Annotated in this window: 11 protein-coding genes and 1 tRNA gene; 4 read left to right on the forward strand and 8 right to left on the reverse strand. The window is 61.3% G+C overall.

Annotated elements, in window-relative coordinates; translation table 11 throughout:
* Positions 1-20 precede the first annotated feature (20 nt).
* Positions 21-2,396, reverse strand: coding sequence for a PAS domain-containing sensor histidine kinase (locus HMPREF3036_RS03905; protein WP_062331762.1), 2,376 nt, complete (start codon positions 2,394-2,396; stop codon positions 21-23).
* Between the two features lie 153 nt (positions 2,397-2,549).
* On the opposite strand from HMPREF3036_RS03905, the gene rpiA reads away from it, so the two are divergent.
* Entirely contained in the window at positions 2,550-3,215 is a 666-nt protein-coding gene (gene rpiA, locus HMPREF3036_RS03910; RefSeq protein WP_005436244.1) for a ribose-5-phosphate isomerase RpiA, read from the forward strand.
* 95 nt (positions 3,216-3,310) lie between these two features.
* On the opposite strand, the gene HMPREF3036_RS03915 is transcribed toward rpiA, so the two are convergent.
* Positions 3,311-3,589, reverse strand: a complete 279-nt coding sequence (locus tag HMPREF3036_RS03915) for an oxidative damage protection protein (RefSeq protein WP_005436245.1) — start codon at positions 3,587-3,589, stop codon at positions 3,311-3,313.
* 132 nt (positions 3,590-3,721) lie between these two features.
* On the opposite strand from HMPREF3036_RS03915, the gene hrpA reads away from it, so the two are divergent.
* Together hrpA and HMPREF3036_RS03925 are read left to right on the forward strand one after the other, a co-directional pair.
* The gene (gene hrpA, locus HMPREF3036_RS03920) at positions 3,722-8,050 is read left to right on the forward strand and encodes an ATP-dependent RNA helicase HrpA (RefSeq protein ID WP_062331765.1); all 4,329 of its coding nucleotides are present in this window, start codon (positions 3,722-3,724) and stop codon (positions 8,048-8,050) included.
* Between the two features lie 214 nt (positions 8,051-8,264).
* Entirely contained in the window at positions 8,265-9,332 is a 1,068-nt protein-coding gene (locus HMPREF3036_RS03925; protein WP_231853566.1) for a serine hydrolase, read from the forward strand.
* 77 nt (positions 9,333-9,409) lie between these two features.
* Here HMPREF3036_RS03925 and HMPREF3036_RS03930 read toward each other — a convergent pair whose 3' ends face one another.
* The 5 genes from HMPREF3036_RS03930 to HMPREF3036_RS03950 all read right to left on the reverse strand — a co-directional run bounded on the left by HMPREF3036_RS03930 (position 9,410) and on the right by HMPREF3036_RS03950 (position 15,614).
* Positions 9,410-10,216, reverse strand: coding sequence for an IclR family transcriptional regulator (locus HMPREF3036_RS03930; protein WP_062331771.1), 807 nt, complete (start codon positions 10,214-10,216; stop codon positions 9,410-9,412).
* Complete coding sequence (locus tag HMPREF3036_RS03935; protein WP_062331773.1) at positions 10,213-12,228, reverse strand: (Fe-S)-binding protein; 2,016 nt, start codon at positions 12,226-12,228, stop codon at positions 10,213-10,215. Before HMPREF3036_RS03935 ends, HMPREF3036_RS03930 begins: the two co-directional genes overlap by 4 nt.
* 100 nt (positions 12,229-12,328) lie before the next feature.
* The gene (thpR, locus tag HMPREF3036_RS03940) at positions 12,329-12,838 is read right to left on the reverse strand and encodes an RNA 2',3'-cyclic phosphodiesterase (protein WP_062331776.1); all 510 of its coding nucleotides are present in this window, start codon (positions 12,836-12,838) and stop codon (positions 12,329-12,331) included.
* Between the two features lie 88 nt (positions 12,839-12,926).
* Positions 12,927-13,979 carry a quinone-dependent dihydroorotate dehydrogenase gene (locus tag HMPREF3036_RS03945; protein ID WP_005436259.1) on the reverse strand — a complete coding sequence of 351 codons (1,053 nt, stop codon included), beginning with the start codon at positions 13,977-13,979 and terminating at the stop codon, positions 12,927-12,929.
* Between the two features lie 6 nt (positions 13,980-13,985).
* Complete coding sequence (locus HMPREF3036_RS03950) at positions 13,986-15,614, reverse strand: arginyltransferase (RefSeq protein WP_062331779.1); 1,629 nt, start codon at positions 15,612-15,614, stop codon at positions 13,986-13,988.
* Between the two features lie 136 nt (positions 15,615-15,750).
* Between HMPREF3036_RS03950 and HMPREF3036_RS03955 the strand changes: the two genes are divergently transcribed.
* Positions 15,751-15,827 (forward strand) — tRNA-Met (locus tag HMPREF3036_RS03955).
* A 75-nt stretch (positions 15,828-15,902) separates the two neighbouring features.
* Here HMPREF3036_RS03955 and HMPREF3036_RS03960 read toward each other — a convergent pair.
* Entirely contained in the window at positions 15,903-16,721 is an 819-nt protein-coding gene (locus HMPREF3036_RS03960) for a hypothetical protein (protein ID WP_062331780.1), read from the reverse strand.
* Positions 16,722-17,036 lie beyond the last annotated feature (315 nt).

The following is a 17,036-nucleotide window of genomic DNA, read 5'->3' on the forward strand; positions in this document are numbered from 1 at the left end:
TCAGAAAAAGTATCCTGATTCTACATCAGATCAGGATGTTCACGAGCCACGGGTACGGTGAACGTAAAGGTGGCGCCGCCACCCGGCGTGTCGGAGATGACGATTCGGCCGTGGTGGACTTCGACGATTGAGCGGCAGATGTTGAGGCCCATGCCCATGCCCTCATCCTTCGTCGAGTAGAAGGCGTCGAAGAGCATCGTCTTGGCGTCGTCTGGAATGCCCGTGCCGTGGTCGGCCACCCTGAACTGGATGAAGCTGCCGCTCTCGTGGAGCCTCACGTCCAGATCGATCGTGTGGTTGGGACAGGGCTGCACGGCCTCCATGGCGTTCTTGAGCAGGTTGAGAAGCAATTGCTCAAGCATGACGGAGTCGCCGGTCATGGCGGGAAGGTTCGGCTCGATGGTCGTGTTGATGCGTGCGTTGAGCTTCTCCGCCTGAATGAGTGCAAGCTCCATCGTCTCATTGACGACGCTTTCGGGCGTGAGTGACGTGAACTGAGGCTCGGTCTTCTTGGTGGCGGCGAAGCCGCGGATGCGCTTGATGATGGCCGCTGCGCGCTGGGCCTGACGATTCACCTTGTCGAGCGCTCCGATCGTGTCCTCGCGCGTGAGCTTGCCTGCCTGCAACATCATGCTGGCGCCGGAGGCGTAGTTCGAGATGGCGGCGAGAGGCTGGTTGAGCTCGTGCGCGAGGGAGCTGGCCATCTCGCCCATCGTGACGAGTCGCTGCGTTGTTTCGGCGCGCTTCATCTGGGCCTCGAGCGCAAGCTCGGTCTCTCGCTGGTTGGTGATGTCGGTCGCGATGATCATGCGTGCGGGCGTGTCATCCGTCCAGGTGAGCCACTGCATGCGGGCGTCGAACCAGCGGTTGGTCTCGGCGTCGTAGACGCCTTCGCGGGCGATCAGCGAGTGCTTTTCGGAGATGAGCTTCACGAGGCGGATCGCGCCGTCGGGCGAGCCGCCGAAGAACTTCTCGTAGGGGGTGTTGCGAAAGAGAAGGCGGGGGCGATCGGGATCGCCGCCCAGCACGCAGATCGCCGAATTCATCGACTGCACGACGCGCGTGAAGCGCTCGTGCGCGGCCTTCATTCGCTCGCGGGCGCGCTTTTGTTCGGTGATGTCGTAAAGCTCGCCGATCCAGCCGATCACACGGCGGTTTTCGTTGAGCAGCGGAGAAACGTTGAGCTGTCCGTCAAAGAGCAGGCCGTCCTTGCGGCGGACGCGGAATTCGATCGAGCGCACCTGACGGTCCTCGGGGTGCGCAAGAATGTCCTGAAGCGTTGCGGAGATGTCGTCCTCCCAGTATGGATAGGGAGGCATGACGCCGATGAGCTCCTGCGTGCGGTAGCCGACGAGCTTCTGAAAGGTTTCGTTGACGAAGAGGATTCTGCCCTCGCGGTCCGTAACGCGGATGCCTGCCACGGACGAGTCGCTCATGGCCACGCGAAGCGAGTTCTCGGCAAAGAGCTTCTGGTGGGCCTTGTGCTGCTGGCGCTGGTTGCTCACGAGAAGTCCGAGCGCGACGGCAAGAAGGCCTGCGAGCGCGATGATGGCCCAGAACTTCAGGTTGTCCGTCGTGAAGAGCGAATGCTCGTTGCTGAGGCTCACGAGCCTGAGCGACGGATCGTTGAGGAGCGGAATGTTCGTCGAATATGTGAGCGAGCGGGCGGATGTGCGGAACTGCTTGCGGTCGATGACGGGCTTGCCGTCCGCCTCAAGATAGAAGATGTAGGGCGTCGTGCCGATCACGCTGTTGGCTGCGTCGGCGATGAGGCGCGAGAGGTTGATGCGCGCCATGAGGACCTGGTCGTCAGCAGGAGTCGGCACGAAGAGGTCGAAGAAGACCTGGCGCGTATCCTTGACGGAATAGGGAGAGGTGACGACGGGCGCCTCGCGCGTGAGTACGGAGCGTACGGGTTCGTACATGGCCGAGGCGTCGATGCGGCGCTCGGGCGAGTCGGGCATCAGCGCGCTCTGCGAGGTCGAGGCCCAGTGGCGAAGCACCTTGCGGTCGCGGTCCACGAGCGCCATGTCGACCACCTCTCGGCGGTCCTGCATGAAGGCCATGGCGGCGAGTTCGGCGCCAGCCGTGCGTGAGGGAGTGCCCGGAATGTGGATGAGGCGCATGCTCGACTTCTGCAGAAGCTCGGTCGTGCCCATGAGGCGGGACTCGACGGCCTGCACGATGAGGTCGGTGGACTGCTGGAGGCGGACGCTTTCGGCGCGGCGGTCGGCGTCGATCATGAAGACCGCGACAACAAAGAAGCAGGCGGCGAGGAGCACGAGCGCGGCCCACGAGGCGTAGATGCCGACGCGGGAGTTGGCGCTCGAGTCATGCGAGACGCTCAGCTTGCGGAAGGTCGACGCGACTTGTTCGTCGGTGAAGTCAATGGCCATGTTTTTCGTCTGGGAAGGTGCTGTGGGTGCATTGTAGTGCAGAGAGGGGCGCAAAAGGCGCGGGAACCGGTCAAGGGAGTACGCTACCGGCGTCGAAAGGCCGGCGAGGACGGTAAAATAGGAGCCGTTCACCACCAACCGGAATTGTCCCCCATGGCTCTTACCCAGCAGGAACTCAAGCGCGAGGTCGCCCGTGCGGCGCTCGCCTATGTCGAAGAAGGCCGAATCCTCGGCGTCGGAACCGGCTCCACCGTCGATCAGTTCATCGATCAGCTGCCCGGCATTCGTGAAAAGATCCCCGCCTGCGTCTCCTCGAGCGAGCGCTCCACGAAGCGTCTTGAAGCGCTCGGCTTCAAGGTGCTCGACATGAACGAGGTTGACGAAATCGGCGTCTACGTCGACGGTGCCGACGAAATAGATCCGGGCTTCTCCATGATCAAGGGAGGCGGGGGCGCGCTTACGCGCGAAAAGATCGTCGCGTCCATTTCCGGCCGCTTCGTCTGCATTGCGGACGCCTCGAAGAAGGTGCCCGTGCTCGGTTCCTTCCCGCTCCCCGTCGAAGTCATTCCGATGGCGGCCCGTGCCGTGAAGGCGAAGCTCGAGGCGCTCGGCGCGACCGTGAAGCTCCGTAACTTCGTCACCGACAACGGTTGCCACATTCTTGATGCCTCGGGCCTTCGCATCGAGGATCCGAAGGCGCTCGAGGCCGAGATCAATGCCTGGCCCGGCGTCGTCACGGTGGGCCTTTTCGCCGCCCGCGGCGCCGACGTGCTGCTTCTGGGCACGCAGGAAGGCGTGCAGACGTTCGAACGAGGCTGACAGACCGTTCGACTGCAAGGAAAAAGCCCGCACTTCCTTGGGAAGTGCGGGCTTTTCGGGCCGTGTTTCGGCGAGGACCTGTCCGCAGTCGCGGATCAGGGCTTCGGCGGCACGAAGTTCTCAGGCACCTGAACGCCTTCGGCATCACCGAAGAAGTAGCGTTCGCACTGCTGCATCAGATGCTGGCGGGCGGACAGGTCGGCGAGGTTGAGGCCGTATTCGTTGACCATCATGGTCTGAAGGCGCGTCCATTCGGCCCATGCCTCCTTGCTCACCTCACGCCAGATGCGGGCGCCGAGAGCGCCGGGAAAAGGCGGGTAGTCGAGCCCTTCGGCTTCCTTCTTGAGTTTTACGCAGTTAACCATGCGGGCCATCTGTTTGCTCCTTGATTGATGTGTGGCGGACGGCATGAAGCCGCCCGAAGCGTTCGTACATTGTAGCGCGAGTCCGTCAAATTCTACGTGGAGCTCTTTCTGAGGCTCCATCCATTTATTCGAAGATTTTCTATGTCCGATCGTGCGCTGTTTGCGGCTTTCCAGAAGGTGAAGGCCCAGGTTGATGATGCCGTGTCCCTCACCCGTGAAAGGGAGGCCAGAGCCAGAGCTGAAGAGGAGAAGGCGCGTGCGGCCAAAAAGACTCGCGTCGTGAAGGCGGCCGAGACAAGGAGGGCTGAGGCGGGCACCGCGAGCATCAGCGCTTCGGCCTTCAGCGCAACGGGGGGCTTCGGCGCGGCGCTTGCAGACGCGGCGAAGTCGTCGGGTGCATCCTTCCGCATGGCGGCCCCCGCAAAGTCGCGGGGCGGACAGCCCGTGACGGCGCCGAAGGCGGAGCCGTCGGCAGTGCGAAAGCATGCGCAGATGTCCCCTTCCACGAAGGCGAAGGAGGCGCAGGGAAAACGACACGATGCCAAAGCGGATCGAGCAGGCCGCAGGCCCTCCGGTGAGCAGGCAGGCATCAGGAACGAGCGTTCCGAAGGCACCGCAAGGCAAAGCGGGCGCACGCATTCGCGCGAGGGAGCTGATCGTCAGAAGACGGTGTCCTCCGAGGCCCCGAAGCGCCGTCTTTCCTATGAAGAGCGCCGCAATCCCGTCCCGCCCTTTACGCTCATGCCGGGGCTTCCCGTTTCCGAGCGTGGCGAGGAGGTTGCGAAGGCCATCCGCGAGAACAGGGTTGTGATCGTCTGCGGCGAAACCGGCTCGGGCAAGACGACGCAGTTGCCGAAAATCGCCATGATGGCGGGGCGCGGCGTTCACGGGATGATCGCGCACACTCAGCCCCGCCGCATCGCGGCGAGCTCGATCGCCAAGCGCATCGCCGAGGAGCTCAAGACCGAGCCCGGCGAAGTCGTGGGCTACAAGGTGCGCTTCACCGACACGATGTCGCCGGGCGCCACCATCAAGCTGATGACGGACGGCATTCTGCTTGCCGAGACTCAGAATGATCCGATGCTTCGCGCCTATGACACGGTGATCATCGACGAAGCGCACGAGAGATCGATCAACATCGACTTCCTGCTCGGCTATCTGAAGCGCCTGCTTTCGAAGCGGCGCGACCTCAAGGTGATCGTCACTTCGGCCACGATCGACGCCGAGCGATTTGCCCGACATTTTGAGATCGACGGGCGTCCCGCTCCGATTCTGACGATCTCGGGTCGCACCTATCCCGTCGAGGTTCGCTATCGTCCGATCGAGGACATGGATGAGGCCGACGACAAGACCCTCGTCGGCGCGATTGACGATGCGGTGGGCGAACTCGAGGCTTCGGGACGCGGGGACATTCTGGTGTTCCTGCCGGGCGAGCGCGAAATCCGCGAGGCCGCGGACGTTCTTCGCAAGTCGCGTCCCTCGACAACGGAGATTCTTCCGCTTTTTGCGCGCCTGACGGCTGCAGAGCAGGAGCGCGTGTTCCGCCCCTCCGGAGCGAGGCGAATCGTGCTCTCCACCAATGTGGCGGAAACCTCCATCACGGTGCCTGGCATCAGGTTCGTCGTGGACACGGGGCTTGCCCGCGTCAAGCGCTACTCCTATCGCAACAAGGTCGAGCAGCTTCAGATCGAACCCGTGAGTCAGGCCTCCGCCAATCAACGCGCCGGCCGATGCGGCCGCGTGGCCGACGGCATCTGCATCCGACTGTACAGCGAGGATGACTTTGCACGCCGCCCCGCCTTTACGGATCCCGAAATTCTGCGCTCGAACCTTGCCGCCGTCATCCTGCGCGCCATTTCGCTCAAGCTGGGCGACGTGCGCGAATTTCCGTTCGTTCAGACGCCGCCGCCCCGCGCGATTGCGGACGGTTTTGCCATTCTGCAGGAGCTCAACGCCGTCACCGAGGAAGGCGAACTCACGCGCGTGGGCAGGGAGCTCGCTAGGCTTCCCGTCGACCCGCGTCTCGGCCGCATGCTGCTTGCAGGCTCCGAACAGGGCAGCCTTGAAGAGCTGCTGACGATCTGCGCAGGGCTCTCCATTCAGGATCCGAGAGAGCGTCCCGCCGATGCACAGCAGGCGGCGGATGAGGCGCACAGGAAGCTTGCGGACGAAAAGTCTGACTTCCTTTCCTACGTCAAGCTCTGGAACTGGTATGAAAAGGCCAATGCCGAGAAGGAAAGCAACCGCAAGCTTGAGGCCGAGCTTCACAGGCGCTACCTTTCGGTGAGGCGCCTGCGCGAATGGCGCGATGTTCGCCGTCAGCTCGTGCAGCTCACCGACGAGCTCGGCTGGCGCAGGAACACGTCGCCCGCCACCTTCGAGCAGGTGCACCGCGCCCTGCTGACAGGTCTTCTGGGCAACATCGGCTCTAAGGCCGTCGAAAGCGACTTTCGTGCGCCTCCCTACCTTGGCGCTCGCGGCATCAAGTTCTGGATCTGGCCTGGATCGGCGCGCGCCAAGAAGGCGGGTCGCTGGATTCTGGCTGCCGAAATCGTCGAAACGTCCCGCATGTTCGCGCGCTGCGTGGCGGACATCGAGCCCGAATGGATCGAGGCGGCTGCAGGCGATCTGCTTCGCAGGAATTGGACCGAGCCCCATTGGGAGAAGAGCCGAGGGGAGGTTGTTGCATTCGAGCGCGGCACGCTCTACGGTCTCACGATCTACCAGCAGCGTAGGGTGAGCTTTGCGCCGCACGATCCGAAGCTCGCACGCGAACTCTTCATCCGTCAAGCGCTCGTTGAGGGCGATTGGGATGGCCGTGCGGAGTTCTATGCACACAATGCCAGGCTGGTCAGGGAGATTCAGGATCTCGAGCACAAGACTCGCCGCCCCGACGTGCTTGTGGACGACGAGCTGATGTTCGCCTTCTACGATGAGAGGATTCCGGCAGATGTCGTCTCCACGTCGACGCTGTTGAAGTGGCTCAAGGCAACCTCCCGCGACGATCCGAAGGCGCTCTTCATGTCCCGTGACGAGCTGATGCGTCATGACGCATCAGGCGTCACCAACCACTATTTCCCGAAGACGATGGAGATGGCGGGTATTTCGATGGCACTCAACTACCACTTCGAGCCCGGCAGTCCCCGGGACGGTCTGACGCTTGCGGTGCCGCTCTACGCCCTCAACCAGCTCGACGCCGTACGCGCCGAATGGCTCGTGCCGGGCATGGTGAAGGAGAAGGCTCAGACGCTGCTCAAGTCGCTCCCGCAGAAGATCAGGCGCCACTGCGTGCCGATTGCCGATTTTGCGGGCGGCTTCTTCACGCGAACGAAGGAGGGAGAGCCGCAGGCGAAGGGCTTCCTTGAAGCGCTTGCCGACGACGTGCGGTCCCAGACTGGCGTTCCCTGCACTGTCGGAGACTTCAAGCTCGAGCAGCTGCCGCCGCATCTCATCATGAACTTCAAGGTGTTGGACGAGCATGGTCGCCAGATCGGCATGGGGCGCAATCTTGCACAGTTGCGCGCCGAGTTCGGCGAGGCGGCACAGGAGACTTTTCGCCACGTCGCTCAGGAGGATGCGGCTGTAGCAAAGGATCTTGAGGACGGCATCACCGACTGGACCTTCGGCGAGCTTCCTGAGCTCATGGAGATTTCCCGCAGGGGGCAGACCCTGATCGGTCATCCTGCGCTTACGGATCGCGGAACCGACTGTGCAATCGAGGTCTACGATGATCCGCTGGAGGCCCGTCGAGAGCACAGAAAGGGGCTTCTGCGTCTCTTCAGGCTCGCTCTTCGCGAGCAGGTGAAGTTCGTTGAAAGAACGCTTCGAGATCTTGGCCGCGTGCAGATGCAGGCTCAGACGGTGCCAGGACTGTCCAGACTCTTCGAGAGCGCGGACACGCTGTCGACTTCCGTCGTCGACTGCGCGCTCGAGGCAACGGCGCTTGCCGAACCCTGGCCTCACGATGAGGCAAGCTTCAGGGAGCGACGCGAGGACGTGAAGGGGCGCCTCACGCTGGTGGCCGGTGAAATCTCGCGTCTTCTCACCGAGATTGTGACGGAGGCCGCAGGCATTCCCCTGAAGCTTCGCCGTCTGAGCGGCGAGAAGGCTCTGACGGATGACATTGAGGCTCAGCTCAACGATCTGTTCAGAAAGGATTTTCTGACGACGGTGCCGCTTTCTCAGCTCGCGCACTATCCCCGCTATCTGAGGGCGGTGCACTACAGGCTTGACCGCTATCGTGACGATCCCGTACGCGACGAATCCCGCCGTGCGGACATCGAGAGGCTTTCCGTACCGCTCATGAGGGCTCGTGCGGCGCGTCGCGGACAGCCCGACTCTCGTCTTGATGAATTCGGATGGATGTTGCAGGAGCTCCGCGTCTCGCTTTTCGCCCAGCAGCTGCGAACGCCGATGCCAGTGAGTGTCAAGCGTCTCGAGCGCGTGTGGATGTCGATCACGAGACTATGACACTTGACGACGTCTTGCAGAAACAAGTGCTAACGATTTTCTCTCGCGTACGGTGTCGGGTTTCTTGATGCCGTCGGTTCCGCAATCCGACAGTAACTTTTAAAATTAACAAAATGTACTGCGCCGGCGCATCCGGCGCAGCGGCTTGTTTGGGATTTGACGGACCTTCTGTAGGTCGTGGGCGGTGGTCGTGAAATTCAGCTTGAAGAAAATCGTGTTGGCACTTGGGCTAGGCGCATTCGTGGCGGCAGGCCCGTCGGTTGTTGTGACGCCCGTGCAGGCGGCGACGACTCAGAAGGCAGTGAAGGCGGGTGTAAAGAAGACGTCGGTCAGAAAGACCGTCAAGAAGACCACCTCCGTCAAGCGTACGAACAGCCGCAAGACGCTGGGCAGGGCCAAACATGCGGTCAAGAAGTCGAGCAAGAAGCCGCGCAGACAGGCGCGCAGGCGCGTGACGGCACCCTCTCAGGCGACGCTCGCCGGTCTCAGGCAGACGCCCGACCTGCTGAGTCTTGGCAGCAGCGTGGCGCTTGCCGTCGATCAGGATACAGGCGAGGAGCTCTTCAGCAAGAATGCCGGCGTTGAGCTGCCGATCGCATCGGTCACGAAGCTCATGACGGCGCTCGTCATTGCGGAGAGCGGCCTGCAGATGAATGAAAGGCTCCGCATCTCCCGAGAGGACTATGTGCGAAGCCGCGCCCGCTCAAAGCTGAGGAGCGGCATGCGCATGACGCGCGGAGCCGTTCTCAAGGCCGCCCTGATGTCGAGCGACAACAGGGCCGCGACTGCGCTTGCGCGCACCTATCCGGGCGGGCGCAAGGCCTTTGTCATGAAGATGAATGAAACGGCGGAACGTCTCGGCATGACGGATTCCGTTTTTGCGGATCCGTCGGGGTTGGACAATCGAAATCACTCCACGGCGCGTGATCTTGCGAAGCTTGTCGCAGAGGCGCACAAGCATGAGGTGATTCGCGAGTCGTCTACGTTGCAGTTCGCGAGCGTTCCTGCGGGGCGCCGGCAACTGAAGCTTGTGACGACCAATCGCCTGATCGGCAATCCCGACTGGAACATCGGCGTGCAGAAGACGGGCTTTACGACGGCGGCCGGCCGCTGCATGGTCGTGCAGAGTGAGTTTGCCGATCGACGCGTCGTCATGGTGCTCCTTGACAGTCCGAACAGCGCGCAGCGTGCGGCCGACATGCAGACCATGCGAACCTTTGTGGAAAATGAGGATCGCATCAACGAGCAGTTCGATTCGTTGCATCCCTACGAGGTGTTCTGACAGCCTTCATCTTGGCTGAAACGAATTTGCCCGCCGTCAGGCTTCCCCTGACAGGCGGGCTTTTCATTGCATTGGGGTTAGCCGTCACCGTACCCCTTTCCCTTGGTGCGCTCTCCGATCCCTGCGCCCATGGCGGAGGATATCGACTGGGCGATGCCGCAGAGCTTGGCGATCCGCTCGGGGGTGAACTCGTTGGAACGATGGGCGGCGAGCGAGATCGTGGCGATCAGCCTGCCGCCGGCACCGAAGATCGGTGCGGCAACGCAGTGCACGTTTGACTCGTACTCCTCGCGGTCATAAGCCCAGCCGGTTTCACGGGCGTGCGCAAGGGTCACGAGCAGGTGGTCGAGGGACTGAATGGAGTTCTGCGTCCCTGCCTTCAGGCCTGTTCTTTCCGTGTAGCCGCGAACTTCGTCAGGTGACATGCGTGCCAGAAAGAGCTTGCCGCCTGACGTGATGTGCAGAGGTGCCCAAGACCCGATGCGGCGAAGTTGGTTGGCCTTGTATTCAGGCGCAAGCACATGTTCGATGTAGAGCAGCCTGTCGTTGTCGCGAATGGCCAGATTCACCGTCATGCCTGTTGCGGCGTGAAGCTGCTGCATGAACGGAAGAGCGCGCTGGCGCACCGTGAAGCGCTCGTAGACAAGGTTGCCGAGTTCCAACAGCCTGAGTCCAAGACTCCACTGTCCGGCGGGATTCTGCTTGACGAATCCCATGGCCGAGAGAGACCCCAGAATTCGGTGGGCCGTCGAGGCTGAAAGTCCCGTTTCCCGGGCGAGCGTTGTCAGGGCGAGCGGTTCGGACGAGGCCTCCAGTCTGGCAAGCAGACGGTTCGCTCGGTCAAGCACCTGAATGCCGTGTCTGGATTCGGAGCTCTCCGTCATTTGGAGGCGTCCTCTTCAGGAAGCGCGGCGGCGACGAGTTCGGCGATGTCGGAGATGCTGACCGACTCAGCATCCCGGGTAACGGCTCGGGCGCTCTCGAGCATCGTGAGACAGTGCGGGCAGGATACGGCGATGGTGTCTGCTCCCGAGGCGCGGAGGTCCTTCAGGCGGATGACGTTGACGGAGTTGGAGCCGTGCCTGTCGATCCACATCTGCCCACCGCCCGCACCGCAGCAGAGCGTGCGCTCGCCGGATTCGGCGGGGGACTTGAGGACGGTACAGACGGAGTTGAGCACGCTGCGGGGCTCTGCGACGATGCCGTTGATGCGCGCGAGGTAGCAGGGATCGTGGTAGACCGCACTGAGCCCTTCGGACTTGACGTACGGAAGACTGCCTGCCTTCATGAGTTCGTCAATGAAAACAGCGTGACTGACCACGGGCCAGCGGAAGTCCTCGAAGGACGGATATTCATTCTTGAGCGTATTGAAGCAGTGGGGGCAGGCCGTCAGGATGCGGTCGAAGTCATATTGGGCGAAGTTTCCGATGTTTTCCTGAGCAGCGGTCTGGTAGAGGTATTCCTCGCCGAGTCTGCGGGCGAACTCGCCGTGGCAGCGCTCTTCGGCCATGACGGCGAAGTTGACCCCTGTGGCCTTGAGAATCCTCACCATGCTGCGTGCGATCTTGCGAGCGCGGCGGTCGTAGCTGGCGGCGCAGCCAACCCAGTAGAGGACGTCGTAGTGAACACCGCTTTCTGCGACCGGAACATCAAGATCCTTGGCCCAATCGAGGCGTTCGTAGGGATCAAGTCCCCAGGGATTGCCGACGGAGGCGGTGTTTTCGAGCGCATTGGCGACGCCTTCAGGGAAGTCGCCTGCTTCGAGCGCCAGATGGCGGCGCATGTTGACGATGATTTCGGGGAGACTGATGCCGGCAGGGCAGGCGCGTGAGCAGGCGCCGCAGGTTGTGCAGGACCAGAGGGCGTCGCGGGAGACGGTTTCCTCGAGAGACGGAAGCGCGGCTGCTTCTTCGGTCTTCTCCTCCATGTGCATGCGGTCACGCAGTGAAACGATCAGGGCTCGAGGATCAAGCGGCGTTCCTGCGCGGACCGCAGGACAGGCGGCCGTGCAACGGCCGCATTCCGTGCAGGCGTCGAAGGCCGTTCGCTCGCGGGTCGTGAACTGACTGAAGCTGGAGACGCCGAACGTTTCCTGCTCCTCAATGTCGTCGATCTTGCGAAGGAGGCCTGCGGGCTTTTCCTCACGGGTGAAGAGCCCTGCAGGTGTGCGGTAGACGTGCGCGTAATAAGTAAGCGGAACGGCTGCAATGAAGGCAAGGGATGAGATGCCGTGAATCGTCCAGATCCAGGTGTGAAGCAGACGTAGTTCCGCCTCCGACAGACCGCAGGCGAGGAGCATCTTGGCAACGAGATGCCCGATGGGCGAATACACGGACCAGGCGGGCAGGGTGGCCGCCAGACGGATGCCTTCAACAAGGAAGCCTGTGAGCACGATGAATGCGAGCGAGAGATAGGCGCAGACAAATCGTGCGTCACCGGGCAGGCCCGACTCCTTGGACCAGCGGCGGGCGGCTCCGAGCGCGAGTGCGATCAGAACGGCGATGCCTGCGCAGTCGAGCACGAACTTGTAGGCGAGGTAGAAGCCTCCCTGAAGGAACTGAGCATCAAAGACGTAGTGGCCTACGTCCCAGTCGAGCGTGGCGAGCGCCGTGCCGCAAAAGAGCAGGAAGAAGCCCCAGGCAAGCACTGCGTGTAGGCGCCCTGCGCTCGTCTCGCGGATCTTCTTCTGAGTGAAGACGTCGGCGATGACGGAGAAAAGACGGGCTCTTCTATCCTTGACGGGGTGTGGATCCTCTGCGCCTCGAAGCCACAGGCGGCGATTGCGTAGGATGCCTGCGATGAGGAGCGCGACGGCGGTGAAGCCGAGCACATAGACGCCGATTTCGCCCCAAAGGGGCACGTTCCAGAAGGCGGGGCGAATGGGATGGTCTGTCATGGGAGACTGTGGTACGGGGTTGATGAATGAGGGCGTCATTGTACTAAAAAAGAAGGGAGACTTTCCGCAATGCGGAAAGTCTCCCTTCGATGGCTGTTTCTCAGAGGACCTGACGGTAGCGGATCATGCCCGTGCGTGGATCCTTGACGGTTTCCATCAGAACGGGGCCTGAGAGCGGGACTGTGCGGGCGGGAAGCGTCATGGGCGGATGGCTGCGGCGCCAGTCGCGGGCAAGCGTGATGTGGGCTCTGAAGGGCTTGTCGTCGAGCGGAAGGCCGAGTCGGGTGATGGTACTCCTGACTTCGTTGACGACGGGATCGAGGCTCTCGGCGGGGGAGAGGCCCGCGTAGAGAATGCGCTGTCGATCGAACGTACCGATGCGTCCGATCGTGATGTCGCGCGGCGTAAGCGCACAGAGCGGACGGAGGGCGGCGGAGAGTCTACGGGCGTCGATCGTCGAAATCTCGCCCACAAAGGCAAGCGTCAGGTGAAGGTTGGTGCTTCGGGTGAAGCGGGCCAGAGGATCGATTCTGGCGAAAGCCTTGGCGTCGCGGGCAAGAGCGTCGCACACGTCGTGAGGCAGCAGAAGCGCGGCAAAAACGCGGGGCATGGCAAATCCTGTCATTGAAGGGAAAAAGAAAAGGGCGCTGCGGTCCGAGGCCGTAGCGCCCATTTGTTCTCAAGGAAGACCTTGTTGATTAGGCCTTCTGAGCGGCTCGCCAACGGGCGACCGCTTCGGAACATTCGGCGATGAGGGCCGGACCGGAATAGATGAAGCCGGTGTAAAGCTGGAGGAGCTTGGCGCCCGCTTCCATCTTTTCAACGGCATCCTGAGGCGTCATGACGCCGCCGGAGGCGATGATCGGAAGAGCACCCTGAACGTGATCGGCGATGAGGCGGACGACTTCAGTGGAGCGTTCGCGGAGCGGAGCGCCGGAAAGGCCGCCCGTTTCCGTGCAGTTGGGCATGCCCTGAATGCGGTCGCGCGTGATGGTCGTGTTGGTGGCGATCACGGCGTCGATGCCGCGCTCGATGAGCGTGTCGACGCAACGCAGGATCTCTTCGTTTTCAAGATCGGGGGCAAGCTTGACAGCGATGGGCACGTGCTTGCCGTTGCGGGCGTCCTTGAGTTGCTGGCGGCGGGTTACGATGCCGGAAACAAGATGGTCGAACTTGTCGGCGCCCTGAAGCTGGCGAAGATTCTTCGTGTTGGGCGAGGAGATGTTGACGGCGATGTAGTCGGCGTGGTCGTAGACCTTGTCGAGGCACTTTTCATAGTCGGAAAGCGCATTTTCGATCGGCGTGACGGCGTTCTTGCCGATGTTGATGCCGAGAATGCCGCCGCGCAGACGGAAGGCGTCGGCGCTGCGGAGGTTTTCGATCACCTTGTCGCAGCCTTCGTTGTTGAAGCCCATGCGGTTGATGATGCCCTTGGCCGGGATGACGCGGAAGCAGCGGGGCTTCGGATTGCCGGGCTGGGCGAGCGGCGTGATCGTGCCGATTTCGACGTGGCCGAAGCCGAGGGCGCCGAAGGCGTTCACGCGGATGCCGTCCTTGTCCATGCCGGCGGCAAGACCGATCGTGTTGGGGAAGCGCAGGCCCATCACTTCAACCGGATCCTCGTCAGGCATGTGCGTCAGGAGCTTGTGAAGTCCGAGATGCGTGGCCCAGTCGAGGTTGGCCATGGTGACGTTGTGAGCGGTTTCCGGCTGCATCGAAAACAGCACGCGGCGGCAAAGCGAGTAAAGCATGATGATCTAAAGGGACGTTGGGTCGAGAAGCTTGGGGTCGGCTGTAAATTTTCGTTCCGGCATCCAGCCGTTCTCCCAGAATATGTCCATTGGCTGGAAGCGCGTCTTGTAGTCCATGCCTGGATAGCCGGGAAGCCAGTACCCCAGATACACGTAACTGAGGCCGTTTCGACGGGCATATTCGATTTCGGAGAGGATGCCGAAAGTCCCGAGACTCAGCTTGGGAACATCGGGGTCGAAGAACGTATAGACGGCACTGAGTGCGTTGTCTAAACAATCTATTATACAAACCATCTTAAGCTCGTTGGGGCGAGGGGCATCAGGGGAAGTCCGAAACTCAAGGAGGCGGGTGTCCGAGCACGTGGAGAAGAGCACCGTGCTTACCGTGCTGCGGTCCATGTCCGCCATGACGCTGCGGCGATGGCGCGAGTCCTGGTAGCGCTTGTAGAGTTCGTACTGTTCCTCCGTCATGGGGGCCAGCTTGAGCTCGCGCATGACGAGTGATGCATTGCGCTTCATCGTGCGGCGCATTGTGTCGTCAGGCCTGAAGGCGTGAACGTCGATGCGAGTCGGGATGCACCGACGGCATTCGTTGCAGGCAAGTCTGTACAGGTAAGTGCTGTCGCGTCGAAAGCCGGCCTCGATCAGACGGTTGTACATGGGCGTGACGCGGGGATCGGTGGAAGCAAGTGGAATGACTTCCATCGTGGATCTGCGACCGTCCTCATAGTAGTTGCACGTGCCGTCGATGGCGAGCGTATGGAAAAGCATTCCACCCGCGTGTGCGAAGCGCTGTTCATGGACGATGGTCAGATCGTTCGGCGTGCGTTCGGCGTATTCGGAATAGACGGACTCAAGAAAAGGAAGCAGGCTGAGGCTTTCCGAGCGACTCCAGGGGAAATGGGATTGCCTCGCAAGAAACTCGTTGAGTTTGAGAAAGGCCCTGCCTTCAACGACGGCGGCTCCCATGCGGATGACGTGTTCGGTGGGCATCTGGCAGTCGATGACGGGCAGGTGCGCCATGCCTGCAAAGGCTGCCAGTGCGGCGAGAGCAAGCTTGGATGCGTCTGGACGAAGGGAGAACATGCTTTCGCCGTAGAGCATCCGTCCGACGGATGTGAAGTAGAGGCCGCCTGCGAGCTCTCCGTCGATGTGGACGGATACGCAGTGGGCGATCCTTTGTCTGTGGAGGGCCTTCCACATGTCAATCATGTCCCGAGTCATCCAGGTGCCGTTCGAGCGCTTCCTGTGATATTCGGCAATGGCCTCAATCACCTCGTCAAAGTCGTAGTCGAGGAGAATTTCAAGCTCAAGTCCCGAATAGTGTCGATGGACGGCGTCACGGACGCGCCTTCTCATGGAATGAGTGAGGTTGACGCGTCCTGTCTTAAGAATGGTGCACGGAAAGAGTCGCCCCCAGGGATAGAGTCCCGCGTCCGCATCCTTTGCGTCAGGCCAGGGGAAGGAACCCTGCGTGTAACCTGATATGATGAGACGGGAAGAAAGGCCGTTGCTGCGGCATACGGTGGAGAATGTGAAGCGCTCCTCGTCTTCGGGAATGCGGGGCCTCATGTCGAAGCCGACGGCGTCGCCGCTGATGATGGGGATGTCGTCCTGGGCGGAATCTGTTGTCATGGACTTGCGTTCGTGATGAAGGTCAGGCTGTCATCATAGCCCAGTCAAAAAATATTTTTGCCGAACTCTTGACAAACGAAAAAATAGTCTGTAATATTCAAATCCTCAACGGAACAGTCCGTTTCGACAGAATTGCCGCGGGGTGGAGCAGCCCGGTAGCTCGTCGGGCTCATAACCCGAAGGTCGGAGGTTCAAATCCTCCCCCCGCAACCAATATGAAGGCCTCGGTTCGAAGGAACCGAGGCCTTTTTGTTGCCCTAAATTCATGGGGCGAGATTTTCATCCCTGTCATTTCACGGCGACAATGCAGCCTGCGCGGGCTCGGGTCGCATGCAGTCTGAATACGCAGTGTCGTCGGCCTGAGTCAGCTAGGACCGCCATGCCGAGCAGCTGCCCGGTGGCGGAAAGCACCCGGTAGGCAGTGCCTCGAACGGGTGGATCTCTTACAGGCTGAACGCAGTAGAGGAGTGTGTCGGGCCCTGACGTGCGGGCGTGAAAGACGCGAAGACAGCCGCTCCGGGCGAGTGTTCTCCTGTCGATGAAGTAGAGTGCGGGGTAGAGCAATGCCAGCAGGAGCGCAGAGATCAGGCAGGCGAAGGCCGCAGGCAGGGGATCAATGCCTAGTTTGGAGACGAGCAGAGAGGGACTGGCCTCCTGCATCGATGTGCGATCTGGCCAGGCTTCAATCTGCCAGGATTGGGAGGCCTCATGATGGAGGTCAGGAAAACTGATGCCTGCCTTGAAGGCAAGGTGTGCAGGTACCTCGCCAAGAGTCAGTTTGGCACGCCAGACGGTGTCGTCTGAGAGCGTTCTTTGACTGGTCGTGACGCCGGAGAGTGTGACGGGCACGGAGTCGGGGCTGATAGTCAGGCGCCGGGCGGGAGGTGCGGACGGGAGTGGTGCGCGAATGACGCCTGTCAGTTCAACGGTGTCTCCCGTACTCATGAAGAGGGCGTGCTCGGGAAGGCGCATCTGCGTCTGAAGCGCATCAATGCTGGCGAACGTGCCCAGTGCGAGGATTGGAAGAAGCACGGGCGGAAGGGCGCGGCGAAGCCTAGTGAGGGGCGTCGCACAGCCTGTGGCGGAGCGAATGGCGGATGCGGTCATGGGTTCTACAAATGCTGGAGCTTGGGACGTAGGTGTGATGCGTGAGTCTTTTGCAAAAGCCTGAGGCGCAAGTCTAATGCGAATGTCTACGCTTGATTGTAGGGTAGGGCAGACATGTCAGCCGAGCCAGACATGAGCACTCCACCTCATTTCGTCTGAGCTTTCTCAAGAAGGCGTTGGATACGTCTGCGTTTTTTTTGAAGGATGGTCTTGACAACGGCCGAAGACTTCTGCATAATTCAAATCCTTCGCTTTTCGCGAAGGCAGTTCTTTAAAAATCTGAATTCAACGAACCGATAAGTGTGAACATCGGCA

This window comes from Sutterella sp. KLE1602 (genome assembly GCF_001578585.1).
Lineage (GTDB): Bacteria > Pseudomonadota > Gammaproteobacteria > Burkholderiales > Burkholderiaceae_F > Sutterella > Sutterella wadsworthensis_A.

Coding starts and splice junctions, on each gene's coding strand:
- HMPREF3036_RS03905 (WP_062331762.1), bottom strand. CDS start 2,396: ATGGCCATTGACTTCACCGACGAACAAGTCGCGTCGACCTTCCGCAAG.
- rpiA (WP_005436244.1), top strand. CDS start 2,550: ATGGCTCTTACCCAGCAGGAACTCAAGCGCGAGGTCGCCCGTGCGGCG.
- HMPREF3036_RS03915 (WP_005436245.1), bottom strand. CDS start 3,589: ATGGCCCGCATGGTTAACTGCGTAAAACTCAAGAAGGAAGCCGAAGGG.
- hrpA (WP_062331765.1), top strand. CDS start 3,722: ATGTCCGATCGTGCGCTGTTTGCGGCTTTCCAGAAGGTGAAGGCCCAG.
- HMPREF3036_RS03930 (WP_062331771.1), bottom strand. CDS start 10,216: ATGACGGAGAGCTCCGAATCCAGACACGGCATTCAGGTGCTTGACCGA.
- HMPREF3036_RS03935 (WP_062331773.1), bottom strand. CDS start 12,228: ATGACAGACCATCCCATTCGCCCCGCCTTCTGGAACGTGCCCCTTTGG.
- thpR (WP_062331776.1), bottom strand. CDS start 12,838: ATGCCCCGCGTTTTTGCCGCGCTTCTGCTGCCTCACGACGTGTGCGAC.
- HMPREF3036_RS03945 (WP_005436259.1), bottom strand. CDS start 13,979: ATGCTTTACTCGCTTTGCCGCCGCGTGCTGTTTTCGATGCAGCCGGAA.
- HMPREF3036_RS03950 (WP_062331779.1), bottom strand. CDS start 15,614: ATGACAACAGATTCCGCCCAGGACGACATCCCCATCATCAGCGGCGAC.
- HMPREF3036_RS03960 (WP_062331780.1), bottom strand. CDS start 16,721: ATGACCGCATCCGCCATTCGCTCCGCCACAGGCTGTGCGACGCCCCTC.